The 22,997-nt window shown below is 72.3% G+C and carries 24 protein-coding genes and 1 riboswitch; of the genes, 15 read left to right on the forward strand and 9 right to left on the reverse strand.

Features of this window, described 5'->3' with window-relative positions:
- Positions 1-35: 35 nt before the first annotated feature.
- Genes AB0G84_RS27010 through AB0G84_RS27020 form a run of 3 tightly spaced genes read right to left on the reverse strand, consistent with a single transcriptional unit; the run spans position 36 to position 2,381 of the window.
- Complete coding sequence (locus AB0G84_RS27010) at positions 36-1,757, reverse strand: urease subunit alpha (protein WP_361325938.1); 1,722 nt, start codon at positions 1,755-1,757, stop codon at positions 36-38.
- Positions 1,750-2,061 carry an urease subunit beta gene (locus AB0G84_RS27015; protein WP_361325940.1) on the reverse strand — a complete coding sequence of 104 codons (312 nt, stop codon included), beginning with the start codon at positions 2,059-2,061 and terminating at the stop codon, positions 1,750-1,752. Before AB0G84_RS27015 ends, AB0G84_RS27010 begins: the two co-directional genes overlap by 8 nt.
- Positions 2,062-2,078: 17 nt before the next feature.
- Positions 2,079-2,381 carry an urease subunit gamma gene (locus tag AB0G84_RS27020; protein ID WP_361325943.1) on the reverse strand — a complete coding sequence of 101 codons (303 nt, stop codon included), beginning with the start codon at positions 2,379-2,381 and terminating at the stop codon, positions 2,079-2,081.
- Positions 2,382-2,850: 469 nt separating this feature from the next.
- Between AB0G84_RS27020 and AB0G84_RS27025 the strand changes: the two genes are divergently transcribed.
- Positions 2,851-3,795 (forward strand): M28 family metallopeptidase, encoded by a 945-nt coding sequence (locus tag AB0G84_RS27025; RefSeq protein WP_361325946.1) that lies wholly within the window; start codon positions 2,851-2,853, stop codon positions 3,793-3,795.
- A 39-nt stretch (positions 3,796-3,834) separates the two neighbouring features.
- Here AB0G84_RS27025 and AB0G84_RS27030 read toward each other — a convergent pair whose 3' ends face one another.
- A complete protein-coding gene (locus tag AB0G84_RS27030; protein WP_361325949.1) occupies positions 3,835-4,149 on the reverse strand; it encodes a type II toxin-antitoxin system Phd/YefM family antitoxin in 315 nt (104 codons plus the stop codon).
- 59 nt (positions 4,150-4,208) lie between these two features.
- Between AB0G84_RS27030 and AB0G84_RS27035 the strand changes: the two genes are divergently transcribed.
- The 3 genes from AB0G84_RS27035 (at position 4,209) to AB0G84_RS27045 (ending at position 6,107) form a co-directional block, all read left to right on the forward strand.
- A complete protein-coding gene (locus AB0G84_RS27035; RefSeq protein WP_361325952.1) occupies positions 4,209-4,841 on the forward strand; it encodes an ATP-dependent Clp protease proteolytic subunit in 633 nt (210 codons plus the stop codon).
- 5 nt (positions 4,842-4,846) lie between these two features.
- On the forward strand, positions 4,847-5,155 hold the full coding sequence (locus AB0G84_RS27040; protein ID WP_361325954.1) for a hypothetical protein: 309 nt from the start codon (positions 4,847-4,849) through the stop codon (positions 5,153-5,155).
- 273 nt (positions 5,156-5,428) lie between these two features.
- Positions 5,429-5,629, forward strand: a riboswitch (cyclic di-AMP (ydaO/yuaA leader).
- A gap of 4 nt (positions 5,630-5,633) precedes the next feature.
- The gene (locus tag AB0G84_RS27045; protein WP_361325957.1) at positions 5,634-6,107 is read left to right on the forward strand and encodes a C40 family peptidase; all 474 of its coding nucleotides are present in this window, start codon (positions 5,634-5,636) and stop codon (positions 6,105-6,107) included.
- Between the two features lie 139 nt (positions 6,108-6,246).
- Here the strand turns inward: AB0G84_RS27045 and AB0G84_RS27050 are convergent, their stop codons facing one another.
- Positions 6,247-6,675 carry an ATP-binding protein gene (locus tag AB0G84_RS27050; protein ID WP_361325960.1) on the reverse strand — a complete coding sequence of 143 codons (429 nt, stop codon included), beginning with the start codon at positions 6,673-6,675 and terminating at the stop codon, positions 6,247-6,249.
- A 404-nt stretch (positions 6,676-7,079) separates the two neighbouring features.
- Complete coding sequence (locus AB0G84_RS27055; RefSeq protein ID WP_361325963.1) at positions 7,080-8,318, reverse strand: 8-amino-7-oxononanoate synthase; 1,239 nt, start codon at positions 8,316-8,318, stop codon at positions 7,080-7,082.
- A gap of 156 nt (positions 8,319-8,474) precedes the next feature.
- On the opposite strand from AB0G84_RS27055, the gene bioB reads away from it, so the two are divergent.
- From bioB to AB0G84_RS27105, 10 genes are all read left to right on the forward strand, one after another.
- The gene (gene bioB, locus AB0G84_RS27060) at positions 8,475-9,629 is read left to right on the forward strand and encodes a biotin synthase BioB (RefSeq protein WP_361325965.1); all 1,155 of its coding nucleotides are present in this window, start codon (positions 8,475-8,477) and stop codon (positions 9,627-9,629) included.
- Positions 9,622-10,926, forward strand: coding sequence for an adenosylmethionine--8-amino-7-oxononanoate transaminase (locus AB0G84_RS27065; RefSeq protein ID WP_361325968.1), 1,305 nt, complete (start codon positions 9,622-9,624; stop codon positions 10,924-10,926). Before bioB ends, AB0G84_RS27065 begins: the two co-directional genes overlap by 8 nt.
- Positions 10,927-10,960: 34 nt before the next feature.
- Positions 10,961-11,662: a dethiobiotin synthase gene (bioD, locus tag AB0G84_RS27070; protein ID WP_361325971.1), complete on the forward strand. Its 702-nt coding sequence runs from the start codon at positions 10,961-10,963 to the stop codon at positions 11,660-11,662.
- Between the two features lie 29 nt (positions 11,663-11,691).
- Entirely contained in the window at positions 11,692-12,447 is a 756-nt protein-coding gene (locus AB0G84_RS27075) for a class I SAM-dependent methyltransferase (RefSeq protein ID WP_361325974.1), read from the forward strand.
- Between the two features lie 239 nt (positions 12,448-12,686).
- Positions 12,687-13,304, forward strand: coding sequence for a hypothetical protein (locus tag AB0G84_RS27080; RefSeq protein ID WP_361325976.1), 618 nt, complete (start codon positions 12,687-12,689; stop codon positions 13,302-13,304).
- A gap of 219 nt (positions 13,305-13,523) precedes the next feature.
- Positions 13,524-14,414: a TIGR03621 family F420-dependent LLM class oxidoreductase gene (locus AB0G84_RS27085; protein ID WP_361325979.1), complete on the forward strand. Its 891-nt coding sequence runs from the start codon at positions 13,524-13,526 to the stop codon at positions 14,412-14,414.
- A 67-nt stretch (positions 14,415-14,481) separates the two neighbouring features.
- Positions 14,482-14,904, forward strand: a complete 423-nt coding sequence (locus tag AB0G84_RS27090) for a GNAT family N-acetyltransferase (protein ID WP_361325981.1) — start codon at positions 14,482-14,484, stop codon at positions 14,902-14,904.
- Positions 14,905-15,127: 223 nt separating this feature from the next.
- Entirely contained in the window at positions 15,128-16,471 is a 1,344-nt protein-coding gene (locus tag AB0G84_RS27095) for a hemolysin family protein (RefSeq protein ID WP_361325984.1), read from the forward strand.
- Positions 16,468-17,487 carry a hemolysin family protein gene (locus AB0G84_RS27100; RefSeq protein WP_361325987.1) on the forward strand — a complete coding sequence of 340 codons (1,020 nt, stop codon included), beginning with the start codon at positions 16,468-16,470 and terminating at the stop codon, positions 17,485-17,487. Before AB0G84_RS27095 ends, AB0G84_RS27100 begins: the two co-directional genes overlap by 4 nt.
- Positions 17,488-17,568: 81 nt before the next feature.
- A complete protein-coding gene (locus AB0G84_RS27105) occupies positions 17,569-18,885 on the forward strand; it encodes an FAD-dependent oxidoreductase (RefSeq protein ID WP_361325990.1) in 1,317 nt (438 codons plus the stop codon).
- A 6-nt stretch (positions 18,886-18,891) separates the two neighbouring features.
- On the opposite strand, the gene AB0G84_RS27110 is transcribed toward AB0G84_RS27105, so the two are convergent.
- Entirely contained in the window at positions 18,892-19,524 is a 633-nt protein-coding gene (locus AB0G84_RS27110) for a TetR/AcrR family transcriptional regulator (protein ID WP_361325993.1), read from the reverse strand.
- Positions 19,525-19,661: 137 nt separating this feature from the next.
- Between AB0G84_RS27110 and AB0G84_RS27115 the strand changes: the two genes are divergently transcribed.
- Positions 19,662-20,498, forward strand: a complete 837-nt coding sequence (locus tag AB0G84_RS27115) for an SGNH/GDSL hydrolase family protein (RefSeq protein WP_361325996.1) — start codon at positions 19,662-19,664, stop codon at positions 20,496-20,498.
- A 99-nt stretch (positions 20,499-20,597) separates the two neighbouring features.
- Here the strand turns inward: AB0G84_RS27115 and AB0G84_RS27120 are convergent, their stop codons facing one another.
- Together AB0G84_RS27120 and AB0G84_RS27125 are read right to left on the reverse strand one after the other, a co-directional pair.
- Positions 20,598-21,095 carry a peroxiredoxin gene (locus tag AB0G84_RS27120; RefSeq protein ID WP_361326148.1) on the reverse strand — a complete coding sequence of 166 codons (498 nt, stop codon included), beginning with the start codon at positions 21,093-21,095 and terminating at the stop codon, positions 20,598-20,600.
- Between the two features lie 136 nt (positions 21,096-21,231).
- Complete coding sequence (locus AB0G84_RS27125) at positions 21,232-22,953, reverse strand: acyl-CoA dehydrogenase family protein (protein ID WP_361325999.1); 1,722 nt, start codon at positions 22,951-22,953, stop codon at positions 21,232-21,234.
- Positions 22,954-22,997: the final 44 nt, after the last annotated feature.

Here is a 22,997-nt window from a genome sequence, read left to right on the forward strand (position 1 = left end):
TGGCAGGGTGTCGGGAGGAGGGTCATCACACCGCTTCAGAAGAGGAAGTACCGCTGGGTCATGGGGAGTTCGGCCGCCGGGTGGGGTTCGATCACCTCACCGTCGACGGTCACCGTGAAGGTGTCGGGGTCGACCTCGACCCGCGGCAGGGCGTCGTTGTTGCGCATCTCGGCCTTGGTGACGCCGCGGGTGGAGCGGATCGCCTCGTAGCGCTTGGTCAGCGCCAGGCGCTCGGGCAGGCCGTCCTCGAGGGCCTGCGGGGAGACGAAGTTGATCGAGTTGCTGCCGGGGGCCCGCCCGATGGCGCCGAACATCGGGCGGGGCAGGACGGGCTGCGGGGTGGGGATGGAGGCGTTGGCGTCGCCCATCTGCGCATAGGCGATCTGCCCGCCCTTGAGGACCAGCTGCGGTTTGACGCCGAAGAACGCCGGATCCCACAGCACGAGGTCGGCGAGCTTGCCGTCCTCGACGGAGCCGACCACGTGGTCGATGCCCTGGGCGAGGGCGGCGTTGACGGTGTACTTGGCGACATAGCGGCGGGCGCGGTGGTTGTCCGCGCGGCCGTCGCCGGGCAGTGCGCCGCGGCGCCGCTTCATCACGTGCGCGGTCTGCCAGGTGCGCAGCACGACCTCACCGATCCGACCCATGGCCTGGGCGTCGGAGGCCATGATCGAGATGGCGCCGAGGTCGTGCAGGATGTCCTCGGCGGCGATGGTGGAGGGCCGGATCCGGGACTCGGCGAACGCCAGGTCCTCGGGCACCGCGGGGTTGAGATGGTGACAGACCATCAGCATGTCGAGGTGCTCCTCGACGGTGTTGACGGTGTGCGGCCGGGTCGGGTTGGTGGACGCGGGCAGCACGTTCGGCTCCGACACCATCGCGATCATGTCGGGGGCGTGGCCGCCGCCGGCACCCTCGACGTGGAAGGCGTGGATCGACCGGCCGGCGATGGCGGCCAGGGTGTCGCCGAGGAAGCCGGCCTCGTTGAGGGTGTCGGTGTGGATCGCGAGCTGGGCGCCGCTCTCCTCGCAGACCCGCAGACAGGCGTCGATGACGGCGGGGGTGGCGCCCCAGTCCTCGTGGATCTTGAAGCCGAGGACGCCGGCCCGCAGCTGGTCGCGCATCGAGGTGAGCGAGGTGGTGTTGCCCTTGCCCAGCAGCCCGATGTTGACCGGCAGGGAGTCCATCGCCTCGAACATCCGGGCCACGTGCCAGGCGCCGGGGGTGATGGTGGTGGCCTTGCTGCCCTCGGCCGGGCCGGTGCCGCCGCCGATGAGGGTGGTGACGCCGGAGGCCAGTGCCTCGTCGGCCTGTTGGGGGCAGATGAAGTGGACGTGGGTGTCGATGGCGCCGGCGGTGAGGATCTTGCCGTTGCCGGCGATGACCTCGGTCTCGGGGCCGATGACCAGGTCGGGGTGGACGCCGTCCATGGTGTCGGGGTTGCCGGCCTTGCCCAGCGCGGTGATCCGGCCGTCGCGGATGCCGACGTCGGCCTTGACGATGCCCCAGTGGTCGAGCACCACCGCGCCGGTGATCACGGTGTCCGGGGCGCCCTCGGCGCGGGTGGCGCGGGACTGCCCCATCGACTCGCGGATCACCTTGCCGCCGCCGAAGACGGCCTCGTCGCCGGCTCGACCGGGACCGCCGCAGCGGTCCTCGGTGATCTCGATGACCAGGTCGGTGTCGGCGAGTCGGATCCGGTCGCCGGCCGTCGGGCCGAAGAGCTCGGCGTACGCCTGGCGGGTCAGCTCAGCCATCGAGAGTGCCTCCGGTCTCGCCACGCAGCCCCACGACGATCCGCTTGCCCCCGAGGGGGACGAGGACGACCTCGGTGGGGATGCCGGGCTCGAAGCGCACGGCGGAGCCGGCCGCGACGTCCAGCCGCTTGCCGTGCGCGGCCGCGCGGTCGAAGTCGAGGCCGGGGTTGGCCTCGGCGAAGTGGTAGTGGGAACCGACCTGCACGGGGCGGTCGGCGGCGTTGAGGACGGTCAGGCGGGTGCGCGGAAGGCCCTCGTTGAGGCGCACCGGCTCGTCGGCGGGCAGGATCTGTCCCGGGATCATCGTCGGCTCTCCCGTGGTCAGTCGATCGGTTCGTGGACGGTGACGAGCTTGGTGCCGTCGGGGAAGGTCGCCTCGACCTGGACGTCGCGGATCATTTCCGGCACGCCCTCCATGACGTCGTCGCGGGTGAGGACCTTCCGGCCGGAGGACATCAGCTCGGCCACGCTCCGGCCGTCCCGGGCGCCTTCGAGGATGTGCACGGTCAGCAGCGCGATCGACTCGGGGTGGTTGAGCTTCAGCCCGCGGGCCCGTCGCTTTTCGGCCACATCTGCCGCCACATGAATCATCAAGCGTTCTTGTTCATGCGGGGTCAGTTGCATACGTTCCACCTCACAGTCTTCCCGCCCGGGACGCATTTGCCCAGGTCACGAGCGTGAACACACCCGCGTCGAAAGGTGTATCACGCACTAATTAAAGGAGGAGCAAACCGACTTCCAGCAGTTGGCCATCAAGAGCCCCACTTCAGGAGGCTAGTTCGGCGGCATTTCGCCGACGTTACGCCCGAGGACGTGTCCGGACTCCTTCTTGCGCTCCGGGTAACACGCCGTCACAGCGCCCGTAACAGTACGGCAATCCACTCCCCGCCCCACGGAACGAACGACCCCGACGGCGCCGGACACTCCGCCAGCACCGCGCTGCGGACATGCCCCGTTACGCGAACGCGACTGTCCGGTATGTGCTCTTGACGATCTCCCGGGTGATCGCAATCCTCATGTGCGCGTCAAAGTGCGCTGCTGCGCACCCCATCCGCTCCGCACCATCCCCCCACATCAGTATCGGAGCCTTACAGTGTCTCGTTCTGCACGAATACGCCGGATCGCGCTGGCCACCGGCACCGTCACCGCCCTGGCCGCCACCCTGTTCACCGCGGCCGGCGCCCAGGCCGACCCCGCACCGGCGGCCGCCCCGGACATCGACGTCAAGGCCGTCAAGGCCGATCTGGACCAGCTCCAGTCGATCGCGGACGCCAACGGCGGCAACCGCGCCCACGGACAGGCCGGGTACAAGGCGTCCGTCGACTTCATCAAGGGCAAGCTGGACAAGGCCGGGTTCAAGACCCAGCTCCAGGAGTTCGACAACAACGGCGCCAAGGGCTACAACGTCATCGCCGACTGGCCGGGCGGCGACGAGAGCAAGACCGTGATGTCCGGCGCCCACCTGGACTCGGTCGACGCCGGCCCCGGCATCAACGACAACGGCTCCGGCTCGGCCGGCATCCTGGAGGTCGCCCTCGCGGTCGCCAAGGCGGACCTCAAGCCCACCAAGCACCTCCGGTTCGCCTGGTTCGGCGACGAGGAGGACGGCATGGTCGGCTCGCAGTCGTACGTCGAGAAGCTGGGCGCCGACAAGTCGAAGATCGACTCGTACCTCAACTTCGACATGATCGGCTCGCCGAACCCGGGCTACTTCGTCTACGACGACGACAGCCGACTGGAGAAGGTCTTCAAGGACTTCTTCGCCAAGAAGAACATCGCCACCGAGAAGGAGACCGAGGGCGACGGCCGTTCCGACCACGCCCCCTTCAAGGACGCGGGCATCGCCGTCGGCGGCCTCTTCTCCGGCGCGGACTACAAGAAGACCGAGGCGCAGGCGAAGAACTGGGGCGGTGAGGCGGGCAAGGCGTTCGACGCCTGCTACCACCAGTCCTGCGACACCTCCAAGAACCTGGACGACAAGGCGCTGGACAACAACTCCGACGCCATCGCCCACGCGGTGTGGGAGCTCAGCTCCTAAGGCCACCCCGCCGCCCGCACGGTCAGCGCGCGCTGACCGTCAGCCCTCCCGACCCGGTCGCCGGTCCCCGGCGGCCGGGTCGCGGTGTTCCGCGGCGATTCCGAACCGCCGCCGTTCGCCCGGAGCGGACGGCAGCTGCCGCACACTGGAGACCGTACTGATCACCTGAGCGTCCTCAGCGCCCTCCTCGCGCCGCCCCAGCTCCTCGAGCAGCTGCAGGTCAGCGGCGGAAACCAGCGCCACCAGCGGCTTGCCGTGGCGGGTGACGACCACCCGCTCGCCGCCGTACACCACGCGGTTGATCAGATCCGCCAGCTCGGCTCGGGCTTGCGTCACCGGAATTTCATAAGCCATGCTCCCATTCTAACGGGATGTACGTCCTGTACATTTTGCACGGAGGAGAGGAGCAGTTCATGCACCAGCCAACGGCCCGCTATGTCCTTCCGGAGTTCACCGAGCGCACCTCCCAGGGCACCCGCACCCTGGACCCCTACTCCAAGCTGCTCGGCGAGCGGATCGTCTTCCTGGGCACGCCCGTCGACGACGCCTCCGCGAACGACGTCATGGCCCAGCTCGTACACCTCGAACACGCCGCGCCCGAGCAGGACATCTGGCTCTACATCAACTCCCCCGGCGGCTCCCTCACCGCGATGACCGCCATCTACGACACGATGCGCTTCGTGTCCTGCGACGTGGGCACCGTCTGCCTGGGACAGGCCGCCTCCGCCGCCGCGGTCCTGCTGGCCGCCGGCGCACCCGGCAAACGGCTGGCGCTGCCCGGCGCCCGGATCCTGATCCACCAGCCGGCGTTCGGCGAACCCGTCGAGGGGCAAGCCACCGATCTACAGATCCAGGCGGACGAACTGCTGCGCACCCGCGCCATGCTGGAGGAGATGCTGGCGCGGCACACCGGCCAGCCCCGCGAGCGGATCGCCGCCGACATCGAGCGCGACCGGTTCTTCGACGCCCAGGCCGCCCAGGAGTACGGCCTGATCGACGGGCTCACCCGCAGCCGCAAGCAGACCCCCGCGCCGGTCGACCGGTGAGCCGGATGCTGCCGCCGGAACCGCCGCCGCTGCCCGCGCTGACCCGCGCCGAGGGCGAGCTGATCGACCGCTACCTGGAGGTGCTCGACCTACTGGGGCGGATCAATCCGGCCCGCGCCGGCCACACCTACAGCGGGCTGCGCGCCGCACAGGCCCTGGTGGGCAAGGCCACCGCGCTGCGCGACGCCCTGACCCTGATGCACCAGCGCGGGGAGAGCGAGTTCCACCGCGGGACGCTGGCCCAGGCGATGCGGGTGCTGGACGGTGAGCGGCGGGCCGGACTGGTGACGGTGCCGCCGCAGGACGGGCGGTGACGCGACACGCGCGCCTGCCCGGACGGCGTAGCGTCCACGCCCGCCATAAGGGGGCGACAAATTGCGGAGGTCGAACGCAATTCCATCGGCCTGCGATGTTTCGCTCCTGGTCCCGACGTTGCGACACCCCGTGCCCCGCCACCTGACGGAACATTTTTCACCATTTGGACCAAATGTGGCGCATGTCACATACGCCAATTTCAGCTCGGAATTCGGGCGCTTTGTGCGTGACGATCCCTTCGACGACAAGACCCCGCCACAGCGGCGGGGCGGTCCGGACGGGCGCCCAATCCCGCCGCCGTACCGGACGTCCGGTCGACAAGGTGGATCGGCGGGAGCGGAGGACCCAAGCAGGACGGGGTCCGGGGCTTTGCGGCCGACGGACTCCTTGGGGTGAAGCCGTGTGCACGGCCGGGCATCTTCGCCAGCCCGAACCCGACAGGTATCCCTTCGCAGGCGGCTGACGAAGGGTCTGCGCATGACCGTGCGCACGCATACGCCGAATCTGCTGGCACGCGCCAGCACCGTGTCGGTCCTGACACTGGCCACGCTCGGCGGGGCCGCCCTCGCTCCGGGGGCGGCCCCGGACGCCGAAGCCGCCTCCGTCGCCGCCTATGCGCTGCGGATCGCGGCCTCCAAGCGGGGATCGCCCTACCAGTACGGGGCACAGGGGCCGCACCGCTTCGACTGCTCGGGGCTGACGCTGTACTCCTTCAGGCGCGCCGGACGGGCCCTGCCCCGCAGCGCCGCCGCGCAGTACGGCCAGACCCGGCATATCCCCGCCTGGAGCCGCAAGCGCGGCGACCTGGTCTTCTTCCACTCGACCCGCGGCGTCTACCACGTCGGGATCTACGCGGGCCGGGGCCTGATGTGGCATGCGCCCAAGACCGGCCAGGTGGTCCGGCTGGAGAAGATCTGGAGCCGCGCGGTCTGGTACGGGCGGGTGCGCTGAGCCGCGGACGCGCCACTGGGGCGGCTGGGCGGGCGGGTCCCGAGCCGCCGGACCGGCGAGCCCGGATGCCGGGCCGGCGAGCCCTGAGCGGCCGGGCCCGGTGCGCGGGGCCGTAGCGAAAGGTTCCTGCAGCCGCCGGTCAGCCGACCGCGACTCTCCACGGCAGGGTGATCCGCACGGTCTTGCCGCCGCACCGGGTGGGCACGACCGACATCCGGCCGCCGGCCTCGGCAGCGAGGAAACGGATGATGACCAGGCCCCGGCCGTTGTCCTGCTGGACCGCGGCGGGCAGCCGCCGCGGGCGGCGCGGATGGCTGTCGGTGACGCCGACGGCCAGCACCTCGTCGCGGTCGAGCCGCAGTTCGACGGTGAACGTCGGGGACTGGCCGAGCGTGTGCTGGACGGCGTTGGTGGCGAGTTCGGAGACGATCAGGCGAACGGAGTCGGCGAGCTCGGAGTCGGCCGGCAGCCCCCATGAGGCGAGCACGGCCAGCGTGTGTCTACGGGCGTGGACGACCGAGGCCGGGGCGCTCGGCAGGGTGAGTGCGGATTCCTGGTGGTCTGCCATCGCGACGCTGTCCCTTTCCCACCGAGGCCGGCTCCGGTCCACTGACCTGGAGCCGGGGTGCCGCTCGGGGCACCGGTACGGCCTCGGACTTCTGCTGTGCGCCAGAGTGACCCCTCATGCTGCCGGTGCGGTGCCCGATCCACCACCATCTAGGGAGATCTGTCGCCCGATGCGGTGAACTCTGCGACGCGAGACTGGATTTGGGATGTACCGGACACCGGTGGGCCCTCCAGGCCCCTCTCCGCCCCGGCGCCCGACCCGCCGTGCGCGGCGTGATCGGCCCGTCCTCGCCGGTGTCATCGGCCCGTCCTTGCCGGTGTGCCGGCACTCGTCGCGGGTCCGGGCAGCCTGTCCTCGCGGTGTGCGGGCCCCGGGCTCGCGGGTCGGGGCTGCCGTGCCGGCCGTCAGTCGGCCGGGGCGGTGGCGACGATGATGCCGACCGCCCGGTCGATCTGGCCGTCGGTCAGGTCTCCCCGGGCGGTCAGCCGCAGCCGGGATATCCCGTCGGGCACGGACGGCGGCCGGAAGCAGCCGACCGCGAGACCGGCCGCGCGGCAGTCCGCGGCCCAGCGGACCGCGGCGTCCGGTGACGGGGCGCGGACCGAGACCACCGCGGCGTCCGGCCGTACCGCCGCCAGGCCCGCCGCGGTCAGCCGGGCGTGCAGAGTACGGGCGACCTCGCCGGCCCGGGCGGCGCGGTGCGGCTCACGGGCCAGCAGCCGCAGCGCGGCGAGCGCGCCGCCGGCCGCCGCCGGGGCGAGACCGGTGTCGAAGATGAACGTCCGGGCGGTGTTGACCAAGTGCTCGATGACCCGGGCCGGGCCGAGCACCGCACCGCCCTGGGAGCCCAGCGACTTGGAGAGCGTCATGGTGGCCACCACATCGCCGTCGCCGGCCAGCCCGGCGGCCGACAGGGCGCCCCGGCCCCCCTCGCCCAGCACCCCGAGGCCGTGCGCGTCGTCGACCAGCAGCGCGGCACCCCGACTCCGGCAGGCCGCGGCCAGCGCCGGCAGCGGCGCGGCGTCGCCGTCGACCGAGAACACCGCGTCGGTGACGACCAGCGCCCGGCCGTCGTGGCCGGTCAGCGCGGTGCGTACGGCGTCCGGGTCGGCGTGCGCGGCGATCTCGGTACGGGCGCGGGAGAGCCGGCAGCCGTCGATGAGGGAGGCGTGGTTACCGGCGTCGGAGACGACCAGGGTGCCGGGGCCGGTGAGCGCGGTGACGGCGGCGAGGTTGGCGGCGTAGCCGGACGACAGCACCAGGGCGGCCTCGAAGCCGCAGAACGCGGCGAGTTCCTCCTCCAGGCGGGCATGCAGCTCGGTGCTGCCGGTGACCAGGCGGGAACCGGTGGCCCCGGCGCCCCAGCGATGTGCGGCCTCGGCCGCGCCATGGGTGACCTCAGGGTGCCGGGCGAGCCCCAGGTAGTCATTGCTCGCCAGATCCAGCAGCGGGGAGTCCGCCGGCCGGGGCCGCAGGGTGCGCACCAGGCCCGCCCGTTGACGTTCGGCACGCGCCGTTTCCAGCCAGTCGAAGGCCGCCTGGTGCGCCGGGGCGCCGGTCGCGGCGGAGGGCTCCCCGGAGGCCTCCGCGGGGGGCGCGGGCGGGGCGTCGTACAGCAGCGGAGGGGCGGAGTCCTGCGGCATCGGCGTCCTTAGTCTGTCGGCCTCGATTGTGGGCTGTCGATAGACGTTAGCGGTCGTTCCGCAGGGTCACAGTGTGGTGATACACACACCCCGATCGGGAGTCGTTGTGGGGATCCTCCTTTCCCGGGAGGGGGGACGTAAGACAGGATCATCGCCATGGACCTGCTGAACACACTGGTGGACAAGGGACTGCGGCGCGAGTTGCCGACCCGTGAAGAGGCGTTGGCCGTCCTGGCAACGTCCGATGACGCTCTGCTTGACGTCGTGGCCGCGGCCGGAAAGGTACGCCGCCAGTGGTTCGGGCGGCGGGTCAAGCTCAACTACCTGGTCAATCTGAAGTCGGGCCTGTGCCCCGAGGACTGCTCGTACTGCTCGCAGCGGCTGGGATCGAAGGCCGAGATCCTCAAGTACACCTGGCTCAAGCCCGATCAGGCCGCCGAGTCGGCCGCCGCGGGGGTGGCCGGTGGCGCCAAGCGGGTCTGCCTGGTGGCCAGCGGACGCGGCCCCACGGACAAGGACGTGGACCGGGTTTCGGAGACCATCTCCGCCATCAAGGAGCAGAACGAGGGCGTGGAGGTGTGCGCCTGTCTGGGGCTGCTCTCCGACGGCCAGGCCGAGCGGCTGCGGTCTGCGGGCGCGGATGCCTACAACCACAACCTCAACACCTCGGAAGCCACCTACGGCGACATCTGCACCACCCATGACTTCTCCGACCGGGTCTCGACGGTCCAGCAGGCCCAGGAGGCGGGCATGTCCGCCTGCTCCGGCCTGATCGCGGGCATGGGAGAGAGCGACGCCGACCTGGTCGATGTGGTCTTCGCGCTGCGCGAGTTGGACCCGGACTCGGTGCCGGTCAACTTCCTGATCCCGTTCGAGGGCACCCCGCTGGCCAAGGAGTGGAACCTCACCCCGCAGCGCGCCCTGCGCATCCTGGCGATGGTCCGGTTCGTCTGCCCGGACATCGAGGTGCGGCTGGCCGGCGGCCGGGAGGTGCACCTGCGCAGCATGCAGCCGCTCGCGCTGCACCTGGTCAACTCGATCTTCCTGGGCGACTACCTGACCAGTGAGGGCCAGGCCGGCAAGGACGACCTGGCGATGATCGCGGACGCCGGCTTCGAGGTGGAGGGCGCCGAGACCACCACGCTGCCCGAGCACCGCCGGCCGGGCTGCGGCGGCCACCCGGCACCGTCCGCGGACGGCGGCACCGCCGAGGAGCCCACCGCCGTCCCCGCGCCGTCCGACGAGACCCGCCGGGACCTGGTCTCGGTGCGCCGCCGCGGCGCCGGCACCGACCTCCCGCCCAATGCCTGAGCCGCTCGCCCCGCGCGAACTGCTCGCTCTCGACCGGCAGCACGTCTGGCACCCGTACGCACCGATGCCCGGCACGGCCGAACCGCTCGCGGTGGCCTCGGCGTCCGGTGTCCGGCTGCGGCTGGTCGAACCCGCCGAGGGCCAGCACGAGTTGGTGGACGGCATGTCGTCGTGGTGGTCGGCGGTGCACGGCTACAACCACCCGGTGCTCAACGAGGCGGCGCGTGGCCAGCTGGAGCGGATGAGCCATGTGATGTTCGGCGGGCTCACCCACGAGCCCGGCGTCCGGCTGGCCAAGCGGCTGGTCGACATCACTCCGGAGCCGCTGCAGCACGTCTTCCTCGCCGACTCCGGTTCGGTGTCGGTCGAGGTCGCGGTCAAGATGTGCCTGCAGTACTGGCGCTCGGTCGGCAAGCCGCGCAAGCAGCGGCTGCTGACCTGGCGGGGCGGCTACCACGGCGACACCTGGCAGCCGATGTCGGTGTGTGACCCGGACGGCGGGATGCACGAGCTGTGGCAGGGGGCGCTGCCGCGGCAGGTCTTCGCGGACGCGCCGCCGGCCGGCTTCGACGCCGCGCCGGACGAGGCGTACGCCGCGCACCTGCGCGAGCTGATCGGCCGGCACGCCGAGGAGCTGGCGGCGGTGATCGTGGAGCCGGTGGTGCAGGGCGCCGGCGGGATGCGGTTCCACTCCCCCGGGTACCTGCGGGTGCTGCGGGAGGCGTGCGATGCGCACGGCGTGCTGCTGGTCCTGGACGAGATAGCCACCGGCTTCGGCCGTACCGGTGCGCTCTTCGCCGCCGATCACGCCGGCATCGCGCCCGATGTGATGTGCATCGGCAAGGCGCTGACCGGCGGGTACCTCACGATGGCGGCGACGTTGTGCACCAGCGAGGTCGCCGACGGCATCGCCCGCGGCGAGCTGCCGGTGCTGGCCCACGGGCCCACGTTCATGGGCAATCCGCTCGCCGCCGCGGTCGCGGACGCCTCGATCGGGCTGCTGCTGTCGCAGGACTGGGCGGGCGAGGTCCGCCGGATCGAGACCGGGCTGCGGGAGCGGCTGGCGGCGGCCCGCGGGATTCCCGGGGTGCGGGACGTACGGGTGCTGGGCGCGATCGGCGTGGTGCAGCTCGACCGGGCGGTGGACATGGCCGCGGCGACCCGGGCGGCGGTCCGGGAGGGCGTCTGGCTGCGCCCCTTCCGCGACCTGATCTACACCATGCCGCCGTACATCACCGGTGACGAGGACGTGGCCCGGATCTGCGCCGCGGTGTGCGCAGCGGCCCGCGAGGGCTGACGGCCCCGGAGACGGACAGAGGGAGAGGGACGAGATGTCGGTACTGTTCGTGACGGGCACGGGCACGGAGATCGGGAAGACCGTGACCACCGCCGCGATCGCCGCGGCGGCCTGCGCGCAGGGCCGTTCGGTGGCGGTGCTCAAACCGGCGCAGACCGGCGTCGGGCCGGACGAGGCGGGCGATGCGGCGGAGGTCGAGCGGCTGGCCGGCGCGGTCACCACGCTCGAACTGGCGCGGTTCCCCGAGCCGTTGGCGCCCGCGACGGCCGCGCTGCGCGCCGGCCTGGCGACGGTGGGCCCGCAGGAGATCGCCGGGGCCGCGGCGAAGCTGGCCGCCTCGCACGACCTGGTGCTGGTCGAGGGCGCCGGCGGGCTGCTCGTACGCTTCGACGCGGACGGGCACACCCTCGCCGATGCCGCACGGCTGGCGGACGCCCCGGTCCTGGTGGTCGCCCAGGCCGGGCTGGGCACGCTCAATGTCACCGCGCTGACCGCGCTGGCGCTGCGCACCCACGGGCTGCGCTGCGCGGGGGTCGTCATCGGCAGCTGGCCGGCGGCACCCGACCTCGCGTCCCGCTGCAATCTGTCGGATCTCCCGGACGCGGCGGGTGCCCCGCTCCTGGGGGTGGTCCCGGAGAGTTCCGGCACGCTGCCGCCGGCCGCTTTCCGGGCCGCGGCCCCCGGCTGGCTGGCGCCGGCGCTCGGCGGATCGGGCCCGCTGGACCTTCCCGTGTGACCGACGGCCACCCGGGGCACACTGCGCCGATGACGGATGACGCCTTCGGCGACGACGACGCGCGGCGGTACGACCTCCTCAACCCCTGGGGGCCGAGCGACGATTTCTACCTCGGCCTGGTGCGGTCGGCCCGCGCCGTCCTGGACATTGGGTGCGGTACGGGCACGCTGCTGCACCGCGCCCGGGAGCGCGGCCACACCGGCCGGCTGTGCGGACTCGACCCGTCGGCGGCGATGCTCGGCCGGGCCCGGCGCCGCACGGACATCGAGTGGATCCCCGGCGACGCCTCGTGTCTGGACACCGACGCCGGCCATGGCGCGGCGTTCGACCTGGTCGTGATGACCGGCCATGCCTTCCAGTGCCTCACCACCGATGCGGCGCTGCGCGGCACGCTGACGGCGGTCCGCACGGCGCTGGCCGACGGCGGACGCTTCGCCTTCGAGACCCGTAACCCGCTGGTGCGGCCCTGGGAGCGGTGGACGCCGGACCGGGCGACCGAGGTGACCGATGCCGGTATCACGGCGCGCATCGCGCACCGCGTCGAACTGCCGGTCCGCGGTGACCTCGTGCGCTTCTCCGAGACCTGCTCCCTGCCCGACGGGGACCGGGTGCGGTGGAGCAGTCTGCGGTTCTGGGACGCGGCGTCGCTGACCGGGTGGCTGCGCGCCGCCGGGCTGACGGTCGAGGAGCAGTACGGCGATTGGGACCGCTCCCCGCTCACCGACCGCAGCCCGGAGATCATCACGCTCGCCGGAGTGGCGGCCCGGTCCCGGTGCGGGGACTGACCGGAGGGAGCGGCACGAATCTCGCGGGTGCGCTCAGCACGGGGAGACCGTCCCGGTAGGGCGCTTGACGGGCCGGCATTCCCACGGGGCGGGAGACGGTGCGGCTCCGGCCCCTGCGGCTGCGTCCGCGCCACGCCCCGCCAACCGGGCGGGGCTGGTGCGCCGGCCCGGCATGGCGCCATGGCCAGGCGCGAGGTGCCCGGATGCTGTGAGGGCCTTCGCACCCTGCGGGAGAGACCATGCGCGACCACCCCAGCCTTCGAGAAGCCCGGCCATCGACCTCCATCGGCCCGGACCATGACACTCCCGGTCAGCCGGGGGTCATCGGCATTGCGCTCGCCGCCGTGCTCACGGCCGCACTCGCGCAGGGTTCCTGGCAGTGGTTCTCCACCTACATCGGGGTGACACTGCTTGCGGTGATCTTCTCCTTCTACCGACTGCCGGTACGCCGGCCCGGCCAGGGATCCGTGTACGCACGGAACCTGGTGGCGTATGCACTGGTCGTCGGCCTGTGCGTGGCGATCACCCTGGCCCCCATGCTGCAGCGCTGGGCGCGGCTCTTCCCGATGCCGGGCACCCGTGGTGTGTGTCCCGAGCTGGGCACGTACGAGGGGATCCGGGCCGAGGCCGCACTCGCGAACCTCGCCGGCCGCGACAGCGGCGCCCTGGCCCATGCGCAGGCGGTCCAGAGCCATACCGCCGTGGCCGACTGCCTGGCGGCCACGACGACCCTGTGGCTGCCGGTGTACGGGGCGGGGGCGGCCGTCCTGACGGCTCTGGGCGCATGGTCCCTCGACCGGGCCCGGGCGAGGAAGAGGGCGGCCGTGGCCGACCGAAACCCTCCTCGCCCGGGCTGAGCAGGCGGGCGCACGCGACCGCGACCGGACCGCAAGGAGTGGGCGGGGCCGCGTCAGCGGCGGAGGGCGTCGAGGTCCTCGTCGAGGGACGGGCACCCGGCCCGGGGCGGACCGGCCGGGAGCGAAGAGGAAACCGCCTCCGTTTTCGAACGGATCATGGTTGCATGGGCGGGGACCGATCATGCTCGACGTCGGCCGAGCATTCTCCAAGGGGGCCTCATGACACGTCCGTTCCGCTTCGGCATCAATCTGCTCACCCTCGACACGGGCACCGCGTGGCGCGAGAAGTGCCGGCGCGCGGAGGCGCTGGGCTACGACGTCCTGCTGGTTCCGGACCACCTCGGGTGGCCGTCGCCGTTCCCCGCGCTGGTTGCCGCGGCGGAGGCGACCGAGCGCCCTCGGGTGGGCACCTTCGTCCTCAATGCGGGCTTCTGGAACCCCGCGCTGCTGGCCCGCGAGGTCGCCACCACCGACGCGCTCACCGGCGGGCGGCTGGAGCTCGGGCTGGGGACGGGGTACGTCCGCGCCGAGCACGAGCAGGCCGGACTGCCCTGGGGATCGCCCCGTGAACGGGTGGACCATCTCGCCCGCACCATCGGGGAGTTGGACCGGCTGCTGGGCGACGCCGAGCACCTGCCGCGGCCCGCCCAGCGGCCGCGGCCGCCGCTGCTGATCGGCGGTAACGGCCCGCGGATGCTGCGGCTGGCGGCGCGGCACGCCGAGATCGCGGCGTTCAGCGGCGGCCGGCAGGCGCCCGGCAAGCCCGAGGGCACGCTGGAGCTGCTGCCCGCCGAGGAGGTGGCGGCCTCGGTGAACCGGTATCAGGAGTACGCGGCCGGGCGCCCGGAGCCCGCCGAGCGGAACATCCTCGTCCAGCGCGTGGTGGTCACCGACGACCGGCGGGCGGCCGCCCGGGACATCGCCGCGCTGGACATGGGGGTGGACGAGGAGCAGGCGCTGGACATGCCGACGCTGCTGATCGGGACGCCGCGGCAGATGGCCGAGCAGCTGCGGGAGCGCCGGGAGCGGTACGGATTCTCGTACGTCACCGTGCTGGACCCGTTCCTGGAGGCCTTCGCGCCGGTGCTGGAGGAGCTGAGCGGCACCTGACGGGGCGGGGCTTCCGGGTCGTGGAATCCGCTCGACACCGCGCGCGAACCAGTGGTGGGATCGCCGTATGAGTGATCTTCAGGTCCGGGCCGGGACACCGGCCGATCTCGATGCCGTGCTCGCCTTCTGGAAGGTCGCCGCCGAGGGCACCAGCATCAGCGACGACGGCGACGGAGTGGAGCGGCTGGTGGCCCGCGACCCCGAGTCGCTGCTGCTGGCGGAGCGGGACGGGGTGCTGGTGGGCACGGTCATCGCCGGCTTCGACGGCTGGCGCTGCCACCTCTACCGGCTGGCGGTGCACCCCGACCACCGCCGTCAGGGCGCCGGCCGGGCGCTGCTGGCCGCCGCCGAGGAGCGGTTCCGTGCACTGGGCGGCCGGCGCGGCGATGCGATGGTGCTGGACCGCAACGAGACGGCGCAGCACGCCTGGCGCGCGGCGGGCTATGCGCCCGAGCCGCAGTGGAGCCGCTGGGTCAAGCATCTGCTCTGAGGCGGACGCCGCCGGAACACCCCCGAGAGCCCGCCCGGACCTACCGGGCGAGCTCCCCCCTTACCCACAACTTTGCTGATCCTTTACCATGGTCTTCCCTCCTCCGGTGAAAGGTGTGTGAGCGTCCAGCCATGGGCGAACCTCCTAGTTGTCGTTGTCGAGCACTGCCGCGACAGAGCGCGAACCTCCCGATCCTGTTCGATCATGGGACGGAGGTGACTCGATGACCGACCTGCTCCTCCTGGGCGTGGCACTCCTGCTGACCCTGGCCTGCGGTGTCTTCGTGGCGGCGGAGTTCTCCCTGACCACCGTCGAGCGCAGCGACCTCGAACGCGCCGCGGAGCGCGGCGACCGGGGCGCGGACAGCGCCCTGAAGGCGGTCCGCGGACTGACCTTCCAGCTCTCCGGCGCCCAGCTCGGCATCACCGTCACCGGCCTGGTCATCGGCATGCTCTCCAAGCCGGCCATCGCCACCATGCTGGCCGGGCCGCTGGACGCCCTGGGCCTGCCGCGCTCGGCGGCGGAGTCGCTGGCCGTGGTCCTCGGTACGGTGCTCTCGACGGTCGTCCTGATGGTCGTCGGTGAGCTGGTCCCGAAGAACTGGGCGATCTCCCACCCGCTGGCGGTCGCCCGGAGGGTGGCCACCGCACAGCGCGGCTTCAGCGCCGCCTTCAAGCCGTTCATCCGGCATCTAAACAACACCGCCAACCACATGGTCCGCCGGATGGGGCTGGAGCCGGCCGAGGAGCTGGCCTCCGCCCGCGGGCCCCAGGAGCTGGTGGCGCTGGCCCGGCACTCCGCCAAGGAGGGCGCGCTGGAGGCCGACACCGCCGAGCTGTTCGTCCGTACCCTCAACCTCGCCGATCTGACCGCGGAGAACGTGATGACGCCGCGGGTGCAGGTGATGGCGCTGGAGGTGCAGTCCACCGCCGAGGACGTCGCCAACGCGACCCGGGCCTCCGGGCTGTCCCGCTTCCCCGTCTACCGCGGCAGCCTGGACAGCGTCGTCGGCGTGGCACACATCAAGGACGTACTGGCCGTCCCGGCCGAGCGCCGTCCCCGCCACCCGGTCTCCGACCTGCTGCGCGAACCCTTGCTGGTCCCCACGACGCTGACCGTCGACCGGCTGCTGGACCGGCTGTCCGGCAAGCGCACCATGGCCGTGGTCATCGACGAGTACGGCGGCACGGCGGGAGTGGTGACGCTGGAGGACATCGTCGAGGAGGTGGTCGGCGAGGTGTGCGACGAGCACGATCCGCAGGAGACCCCCGACCTGGCGCCGGCCGGCGCGGATGCCGAGGGCCGTCCCCTCTACCAGGCCGACGGCGCGGCGCGCACCGACCAGCTGGAGCGGATCGGCCTGCGGCTGCCGGATGGCCCGTACGAGACGCTGGCCGGCCTGATCGCCAGCGTGCTGGGCCGGATACCGGTGGCCGGTGACCACCTGGAGGTGGCGGGCTGGTCGATGGACGTCTTGGACGCCGCCGGCCACCGCGCGGCGCGGGTGCTGCTGCACGCCCCGCAGCCGGGCAGCGCCGACGAGCAGCGTACGGAGGTCGTCCGATGACCGCGTTCCAGCTGTTCGTGGGCCTGCTGACGCTGGTCGTCAACGCCTTCTTCGTGGGTGCCGAGTTCGCGCTGATCTCGGTACGCCGCAGCCAGATCGAGCCGTTCGCCGAGCGCGGGGACCGCCGGGCGGAGCGGGTGCTCTGGGGTCTGCAGCATGTCTCCGCGCTGCTGGCGGCCGCCCAGCTGGGCATCACGCTGTGCACCCTGGTGCTGGGCGCGGTCGCCGAGCCGGCCATCGCGCACCTGCTGGAGCCGGTGTTCCACGCGGTGGGCATCTCGGACGCCCTGATCCACCCCATCGCGTTCGTGATCGCGCTGACCGTGGCCACGTACCTGCACATGCTCGTCGGCGAGATGGTGCCGAAGAACGTCGCCCTGGCCGAGCCGGTGCGCAGCGCGCTGCTCCTGGGGCCGCCGCTGGTCGCGCTGACCCGGGCGCTGCGGCCGGCGATCTTCGCGGTGAACGCGCTGGCCAACGGGCTGCTCAAGCTGCTGCGGGTGGAGACCAGGGACGAGGTGGCCGCCACCTTCTCGGACGCCCAGCTGGCGAAGATGGTCGAGGACTCGCGGGAGGCCGGGCTGCTCGACGAGCGGGCCCAGGAGCGGCTGCGGGACGCCCTGGAGCTGGGCCGGCGCCCGGTGCGGGACGTGGTGCTGCCGGTCGAGAAGGTCGTCTCCGCACAGATGGGCATCACCCCCGAGGAGCTGGAGCAGCTGGCCGCCGAGTCGGGCTTCTCCCGCTTCCCGGTCGTCGACGACACCCGCCGCATCCTCGGGTATCTGCACGTCAAGGATGCCCTGGACGCCACCCCGCGGCAGGTGCCGTTCCCGGTCTCCGCACTGCGCCCGATCGCCCGCGTCAAGGCGGCCACCCCGCTCGACGACGTCCTGACGGCGATGCGCGGGTCCCGCACCCATCTGGCCGCGGCCATCGGCGACGACGGGCGGCTGGCCGGGCTGGTGACGATGGAGGACGTCCTGAGGGAGCTGGTGCTACAGCAGCCCGCGGCCTGACGCAGGGGCGCCACCCCGCCCGTCTGACCGATCGGTTAGATTGCTGACCGATCGGTTAGACAATGCCGAGGGGGCAAGGGCATGGACCGCACGACGTGTTGCATCGCCGGGGGCGGACCCGCGGGGATGATGCTGGGGCTGCTACTGGCCAGGGCCGGTGTCGAGGTGACCGTCCTGGAGAAGCACGGTGACTTCCTGCGCGACTTCCGGGGGGACACCGTCCATCCGTCGACCCTCCGGCTGCTGGACGAGCTGGGCCTGGGCGAGGAGTTCGGGCGACTGCCGATCCGCAAGCTGGCGGAGATGCGGGCGCAGATCGGGGACACCACGGTCGTGCTGAGCGACATGCGGCGCATCCCGGGCCGACACAAGTACTTCGCCATGGTCCCGCAGTGGGACTTCCTCACCCTGCTCGCCGAGGCCGCCGCCACGGAGCCGGGCTTCACCCTGCGGATGCACACCGAGGTCACCGGGCTGCGGACCGAGGGCGGCCGGGTGACGGGCGTACGGTTCCGCGACGCGCACGGCAGGCCCGGGGAGCTCGCCGCCGCGCTGACGGTGGCCTGCGACGGCCGGGACTCGGCCGTACGGGAGGCGGCCGGGCTGCGGCAGCGGCAGTTCGAAGTGCCCATGGACGTCTGGCAGGTACGGGTCGACGCGCCCCCAAGCTCTCCACTGCTCCCCCACTCTCGGCTTCGCTCAAGCGGGGGGACCCCCATGCACAGGGGGGACCCCCGTGCCGACGCCCGCACGGACGGCCGGGTCTTCGCACGCTTCGGCGACGGCCAGGTGGCGGTCACCATGGACCGCGGCAGCTACCTCCAGACCGCCTACCTGATCGGCAAGGGGCGGGACAAGGAGCTGCGCGCCCGGGACGTCCAGTGGCTGCGGGACCGGCTGGGCGCCCTGTTCGGCTGGGACGCCGCGGTGACCGGCACCATCGGCTCGTGGGAGGACGTCAAGCTGCTGGAGGTGACCTTCGGCCGGCTGCCGCGCTGGTACCGGCCCGGGCTGCTGTGCATCGGGGACTCGGCGCACACCATGTCCCCGGTCGGCGGCGTCGGCGTCAATCTGGCCCTGCAGGACGCGGTCGCCGCCGCCCGCATCCTCGCCAGCCCACTGCGCCGCGGTCGGGTCACACCCGCCGACCTGGCCCGGATCCAGCAGCGCCGGGAGCTGCCGACGGTCGTCCTCCAGAAGGCGCAGGAGGCCGAGCACCGGATGATCCGCTCCGCCCTGGACGGCACCCTCGACCCCGCACGGCTACCGGTTCCCGTGCGCCTGATGCGCCATGTGCCGCCCCTGCGTACCGTCGCCGGCTACCTGGGCGGCATGGGCATCCGCCCGGAACGCGCACCGGCGTTCGCCCGGCGGGTTGAGACCTGCGGAGGTCGGTGACAGGGGCTAGGAAGCGGCAGCCGGGCGCTCGATGGCGTGCAGGGTGAACCGCTCCAGTTCGTCCGCCGCGGCGTCCAGGTCGAGGTCCGGGTGGACCAGCCAGTGCGCGATCACCCCATCGATGGCGCCGCCGATCGCCAGGGCGACGGTTTGGACCGGGAACTCCCGGAAGACGCCGGCCTGCTGACCGTCCGTCAGCAGACCGGCGAGCATCTGCCAGCGGCCCTTGGTGTCGTGCGAGCCCGGCGTCTTCAGGCGGGTGCCTCCCGCATCGTCGAGCAGCATCTCGGTGATCACGCGGACATGGCGGCGGTGGGCCTGCTGGTAGCCGATCATCGCCCGTACGTAGGCGATGACCGCCTCCCGGGGGCCGGACGCCTGCGCCAGCCGCTCGGTGACATGGGCGCCGAACTGCTCCAGCACCTGTTCCAGCGCCGCCCGGGTCAGGTTGTCCTTGGAGGAGAAGTGGTAGAGCACCGCGGCCTTGGACAGCCCGGCCCGCTCGGCGATGGCGGAGAGCGAGGTGGCGGGGTACCCACGGGTGGAGACCAGGTCGATGGTGGCCTCGATGAGCTGCTGCCGGCGGGCCCGTTCGGTGAAGGTCGGTACGTCGGGGGCATCGCCCCGGCGGGGAGTCATCGTGCGTCCACCCGTCTCTTCGCTCACCTGTCGTCGCCCTGCGGACGACTACCGACCGTACACCGCGCGCACCCGTCGCCCCGTGAACGGGAGCTGAACCTACCGGCCGGTATGGAGCGCGGTAGGATCTCCCGGGCATGGAGACGAATGCCCCCTACACCAGTTTCGTCGCGGTCGGCGACAGCTTCACCGAAGGCATGTCGGACGGCTTGCCGGACGGCTCGTACCGCGGCTGGGCCGATCTGCTCGCCACCCGACTCGCGGCGCTGACCCCAGGATTCCGTTACGCCAACCTCGCGGTGCGCGGCAAGCTCATCCGGCAGATCGCCGACGAACAGTGCGGCCCTGCGGCCTCGATGGGCGCGGACCTGGTGACGCTGGTCGGCGGGCTCAACGACGTCCTGCGGCCCCGCTGCGACGTGGACCAGGTGTGCGCCACCTTCGAGGCGGCGGCCGACCTGCTGGCGAAGGGCGGCGGACAGCTGGTGCTGATGCGCAGTCCGGGGCGGCGGGGGCCGGTGCTGGAGCGCTTCCGACCGCGCATGGAGCAGCTGTTCGCGCGGATCGACGCGCTCGCCGCGCGGCACGGCGCGGTGGTGGTGGACCTCTACGCGTCCCGGGCGCTGGCCGATCCCAGGCTGTGGGCGGACGACCGGCTGCACCTGAACGCCGAGGGGCACCGCCGGGTGGCGGAGGCCGTCTGGCAGGCGCTCGGCCTGCCCGCGGAGTCGGACTGGGACACCCCGCTGCCGCCGGCCGCTCCCCCGGGCTGGAGCGCCCGGCGCACCGCGGACGTGCGGTTCGCCCGTGAGCATCTCGCGCCCTGGATAGCCCGGCGGTTGGCCGGCCGGTCCTCGGGTGACGGCCGCACGGGCGCCCATGTCCACCCCGGGTCGGGCACCGCCTTCTGGGTCACCCCTGCGGACCACCCGGCCCCCGGCCCCGTGACGGACTGGGCGCCGGTGGGGACCTGACCGGGACCCCGCGGGGCCGCCCGGCGCACGGGCCGGGCGGCCCTGAGGCTGTGGGCTCGGCCCGTACGAACCGGGCCCACGGCCGCGCCCCGTCCCGGGTCAGGAGGGGGTCATCCCGGCGAGGTGCCGGGTGAGGGTGTCGAGGGACTGGAAGGTGGCGCCGAGCAGCGCGATGTGCTTCCAGTGCAGGGTGCCGTCGGGCCCGATGAGGAACACCGCCCTGCGCACTCCGATGCCCGGCGCGGCAACGCCGAAGGCACGCGCGACACTCCGGTCGGCGTCGGCGAGCAGCGGCATCCGCAGGTCGTACTTGCGCGCGAACCGCTCGTGGCTGTCCACGTCCTGCGGGCTGACGCCCCAGACCTCCGCGTCCTGGTCCTGGAACTGTTCCAGACCGCTGGAGTAGGAGCACAGCTGCTTGGTGCACACGCTGGTGTCGTCGCCCGGGTAGAAGGCCAGGACGAGCGGTCGGCCGCGCTGCAGGGAGAGGGTGTAGTCACGGCGCTCGAAGCGGTCGCCGGTCAGGACCCCGCCGGGCAGGGTGAAGTCGTGACGTGCAGGCCGATGCGGGTGGTGGGAGCCATCGGACGGTCCAATCCAGAGGAGACGGATGCCGGGAGGTATGCGTAGCCGACCGCGGCGGGGGCGGACCACCGGGTCCGGCCGGCGTCCCTGACACCGGCCGGACCCACTGCCCCACCCCGTCCCGCGGACCGGCGGAGGGGCGCTGCCGCTACGGCGCCATCTCGTACGCCCCGGCCAGTGCCTCGACGCGCTCCCAGACCCGCGCGGAGCGGGCGTCGTCGATCACCGGGCGCCGGACCGCGCCGAGCGCCCAGCGCTGCTGCTCCGCGGTGGCGGAGTCCTTGCCGTGTAGCTCCACGGCGTGTGCCGAGAAGTCCCGGACGAGGACGGCGAAGAGTTCGTCGAGCACGTCCTCGGCCAGGCCGGTCAGGCGCGCCTGCTCCAGGATCAGCTGACCGTGCACGACCAGCGCGAACAGCTGGCCGACGGCGAGCAGCAGGTCGAGGTCGCGGCTCTGCTCCTCCCCCGGGGCGGCCGTGGTGACGAACTCGCAGAGGGCGTCGGCCTGTTCCCGGAAGCGGCCGACGTTGGGCACCTGGCCGAACGCGTCATAGGCGGCGCGCCAGTCGTGGAAGCGGATGGCGCCCAGGCCCCGGGCCGGCCCCTGCTGGAAGAGGAACGCGTCGTCGGCCGCGTCGAGACGGGTCGGCACCTCCTCGTACGCGGCCGGGTTCAGCAGGTGGTTGCCCATGAACTTGAGGATCAGCGCGAGGTTGACGTGGACCGTGCCCTCGAGCTTCGGCAGCCCGCGGATCTCGGTGGCGGCCTGGGCGAAGTAGGTGTCCTTCTCGAAGCCCTTGGCGGCGATGACGTCCCACATCAGGTCGATCACCTTCTCGCCCTCGGTGGTCACCTTCATCTTCGTCATCGGGTTGAACAGCAGGTAGCGGCGGTCGTCGGGGCCGGCGGAGCGGAAGTAGTCGACGGCGCGGTCACTGAACAGCTTCATCCCGACGAGCCGGACGTAGGCGTCGGTCAGCTCGCGGCGCACATGCGGGAAGGCGGTGACCGGGCGGCCGTAGAGGATGCGGTTCTGCGCGTGGGTGACGGCCTCGTACATCGCGTGCTCGCAGATGCCGATGGAGGCGGTGCAGAGGTTGAACTTGCCCACGTTGACGGTGTTCAGCGCGGCGTCGAAGGCGGCGCGGCCGGTGTGCAGCACGTCCTCCGGCGCGACCGGGTAGTCCGCGAGCCGGAACTCGCTGACGTACTTGGAGGAGTCGACGACGTTCTGTACGAGGTGGTAGGCCGGGTGGCGGCTGTCGGCCGCGAAGAAGACATAGCCGTCCGGGCCCTCGATGTCGGTGCGGCGACCGAAGACCGAGACGAGCCCGGCGGCGTTGCCATTGCCGATGTAGTACTTGGCGCCGCTCGCCCGGAAGCCGCCGTCGCCGTCGGGCTCCAGCAGCATGTCGGTGGAGTAGATGTCGGCGCCGTGCGCCTTCTCCGACAGACCGAAGGCGAACACCTCGCCCTGGGTGAGGAGTTCGGCCGCGCGGGCGCGGGCGGCGGCGTTGTCGCTCTGCCAGACCGGGCCGAGTCCGAGGATGGTGACCTGCCAGGCGTACCAGTAGTCGAGCCCGTAGAAGCCGAAGATCTCGTTGAGCGCGGCGATCCGGGCGGTGTCCCAGCGCTTGTCCGGGTTCCCGTCGGCGGCGGCCGCCGCGGTGAGGAAGGTGGCGAACAGCCCTTCCTCGGCGGAGAACTTGAGGAAGTCCGCCAGCCAGGCGCGGGAGCGGTAGTCCTCGATCAGCTTGCGCTTGCCGCGGCTCTCGAACCAGTCGACGGTGGCGCGCAGCAGCCTGCGGGTCTCGGGGTCGAAGTGCGCCGGGTCGTAGGTGCGCGGGTTGAACAGCAGCTGGTCGGCCATGGATGTTCGCCTTTCCGGATCGGGAGGTGGGGAACTGTGGACGG

This window comes from Streptomyces sp. NPDC020742, assembly GCF_040641675.1.
Taxonomy (GTDB): Bacteria; Actinomycetota; Actinomycetes; order Streptomycetales; family Streptomycetaceae; genus Streptomyces.

Bases quoted from the DNA above. Each gene is read 5' to 3' on its own strand.
- AB0G84_RS27010 (WP_361325938.1), bottom strand. From the start codon at position 1,757: ATGGCTGAGCTGACCCGCCAGGCGTACGCCGAGCTCTTCGGCCCGACG.
- AB0G84_RS27015 (WP_361325940.1), bottom strand. From the start codon at position 2,061: ATGATCCCGGGACAGATCCTGCCCGCCGACGAGCCGGTGCGCCTCAAC.
- AB0G84_RS27020 (WP_361325943.1), bottom strand. From the start codon at position 2,381: ATGCAACTGACCCCGCATGAACAAGAACGCTTGATGATTCATGTGGCG.
- AB0G84_RS27030 (WP_361325949.1), bottom strand. From the start codon at position 4,149: ATGGCTTATGAAATTCCGGTGACGCAAGCCCGAGCCGAGCTGGCGGAT.
- AB0G84_RS27035 (WP_361325952.1), top strand. From the start codon at position 4,209: ATGCACCAGCCAACGGCCCGCTATGTCCTTCCGGAGTTCACCGAGCGC.
- AB0G84_RS27040 (WP_361325954.1), top strand. From the start codon at position 4,847: ATGCTGCCGCCGGAACCGCCGCCGCTGCCCGCGCTGACCCGCGCCGAG.
- AB0G84_RS27045 (WP_361325957.1), top strand. From the start codon at position 5,634: ATGACCGTGCGCACGCATACGCCGAATCTGCTGGCACGCGCCAGCACC.
- AB0G84_RS27050 (WP_361325960.1), bottom strand. From the start codon at position 6,675: ATGGCAGACCACCAGGAATCCGCACTCACCCTGCCGAGCGCCCCGGCC.
- AB0G84_RS27055 (WP_361325963.1), bottom strand. From the start codon at position 8,318: ATGCCGCAGGACTCCGCCCCTCCGCTGCTGTACGACGCCCCGCCCGCG.
- bioB (WP_361325965.1), top strand. From the start codon at position 8,475: ATGGACCTGCTGAACACACTGGTGGACAAGGGACTGCGGCGCGAGTTG.
- AB0G84_RS27065 (WP_361325968.1), top strand. From the start codon at position 9,622: ATGCCTGAGCCGCTCGCCCCGCGCGAACTGCTCGCTCTCGACCGGCAG.
- bioD (WP_361325971.1), top strand. From the start codon at position 10,961: ATGTCGGTACTGTTCGTGACGGGCACGGGCACGGAGATCGGGAAGACC.
- AB0G84_RS27075 (WP_361325974.1), top strand. From the start codon at position 11,692: ATGACGGATGACGCCTTCGGCGACGACGACGCGCGGCGGTACGACCTC.
- AB0G84_RS27080 (WP_361325976.1), top strand. From the start codon at position 12,687: ATGCGCGACCACCCCAGCCTTCGAGAAGCCCGGCCATCGACCTCCATC.
- AB0G84_RS27085 (WP_361325979.1), top strand. From the start codon at position 13,524: ATGACACGTCCGTTCCGCTTCGGCATCAATCTGCTCACCCTCGACACG.
- AB0G84_RS27090 (WP_361325981.1), top strand. From the start codon at position 14,482: ATGAGTGATCTTCAGGTCCGGGCCGGGACACCGGCCGATCTCGATGCC.
- AB0G84_RS27095 (WP_361325984.1), top strand. From the start codon at position 15,128: ATGACCGACCTGCTCCTCCTGGGCGTGGCACTCCTGCTGACCCTGGCC.
- AB0G84_RS27100 (WP_361325987.1), top strand. From the start codon at position 16,468: ATGACCGCGTTCCAGCTGTTCGTGGGCCTGCTGACGCTGGTCGTCAAC.
- AB0G84_RS27105 (WP_361325990.1), top strand. From the start codon at position 17,569: ATGGACCGCACGACGTGTTGCATCGCCGGGGGCGGACCCGCGGGGATG.
- AB0G84_RS27110 (WP_361325993.1), bottom strand. From the start codon at position 19,524: ATGACTCCCCGCCGGGGCGATGCCCCCGACGTACCGACCTTCACCGAA.
- AB0G84_RS27115 (WP_361325996.1), top strand. From the start codon at position 19,662: ATGGAGACGAATGCCCCCTACACCAGTTTCGTCGCGGTCGGCGACAGC.
- AB0G84_RS27125 (WP_361325999.1), bottom strand. From the start codon at position 22,953: ATGGCCGACCAGCTGCTGTTCAACCCGCGCACCTACGACCCGGCGCAC.